The 735-nt window shown below is 49.4% G+C and carries 1 protein-coding gene; it reads right to left on the reverse strand.

Annotation, left to right across the window (positions count from 1 at the left end; all coding sequences use genetic code 11):
* Positions 1-735, reverse strand: a 735-nt coding sequence (locus R8O11_RS27340) for a S49 family peptidase (protein WP_318194895.1), incomplete at both ends; no start/stop codon positions are given.

The following is a 735-nucleotide window of genomic DNA, read 5'->3' on the forward strand; positions in this document are numbered from 1 at the left end:
TATCTGCGCTCATTGAAATCCAGTAACCGCCAGAGGCCGCTAAGCTCGACATCGAAACTACAACAGGTTTGCCTGCTTTTTTTAGCGCTTCCACTTCGTTGCGAATCACTTCTGACGCAAACGCACTGCCACCAGGACTGTCTACCCGAAGCACGACTGCTTTTACCTTCTCCTCGTTACGCGCTTGACGCAGTAGACTTGCAACCGTGTCACCGCCTACTGTTCCACGAGGTTGCTGACCATCCATGATGGCGCCACTTGCAACAACAACGGCAATATCATGGTTTGCGAGTGTGTAGTCTGGGCGAATCGTCGCTAGGTAGTCGTAATAACTGATGGCGTTGTAGCTGTCTTTACCATCGCTACCAAATTCTTTGGCGAATAGGGTACGAATATCTTGGCGTGTCGCCAATTCATCAACTAACCCCATTTTGACTGCCAATTGCGCCAAATCACCATCCACAGATTTCATCTCGGTAAGCAGTTCTTCCATCGTTGGGTTTAGCACTTTGGCGTTGATGTTGCGGTTAGTCGTCACGTCATCGACAAACGCGCTCCACAACTGAGTGACCCAGCGAGTGGCAGACTCTTTTGCCGCATCCGACATGTCGTCACGAATAAACGGCTCGATAGCCGATTTGTAAGTACCGACTCGGAAAACGTGAGTGGATACGTCTAACTTCTCTAGCAGAGTTTTGTAGTACATAGAGTAAGCGCTGTAGCCCTTAATCAGTA

The organism is Vibrio sp. 1288, assembly GCF_033344475.1.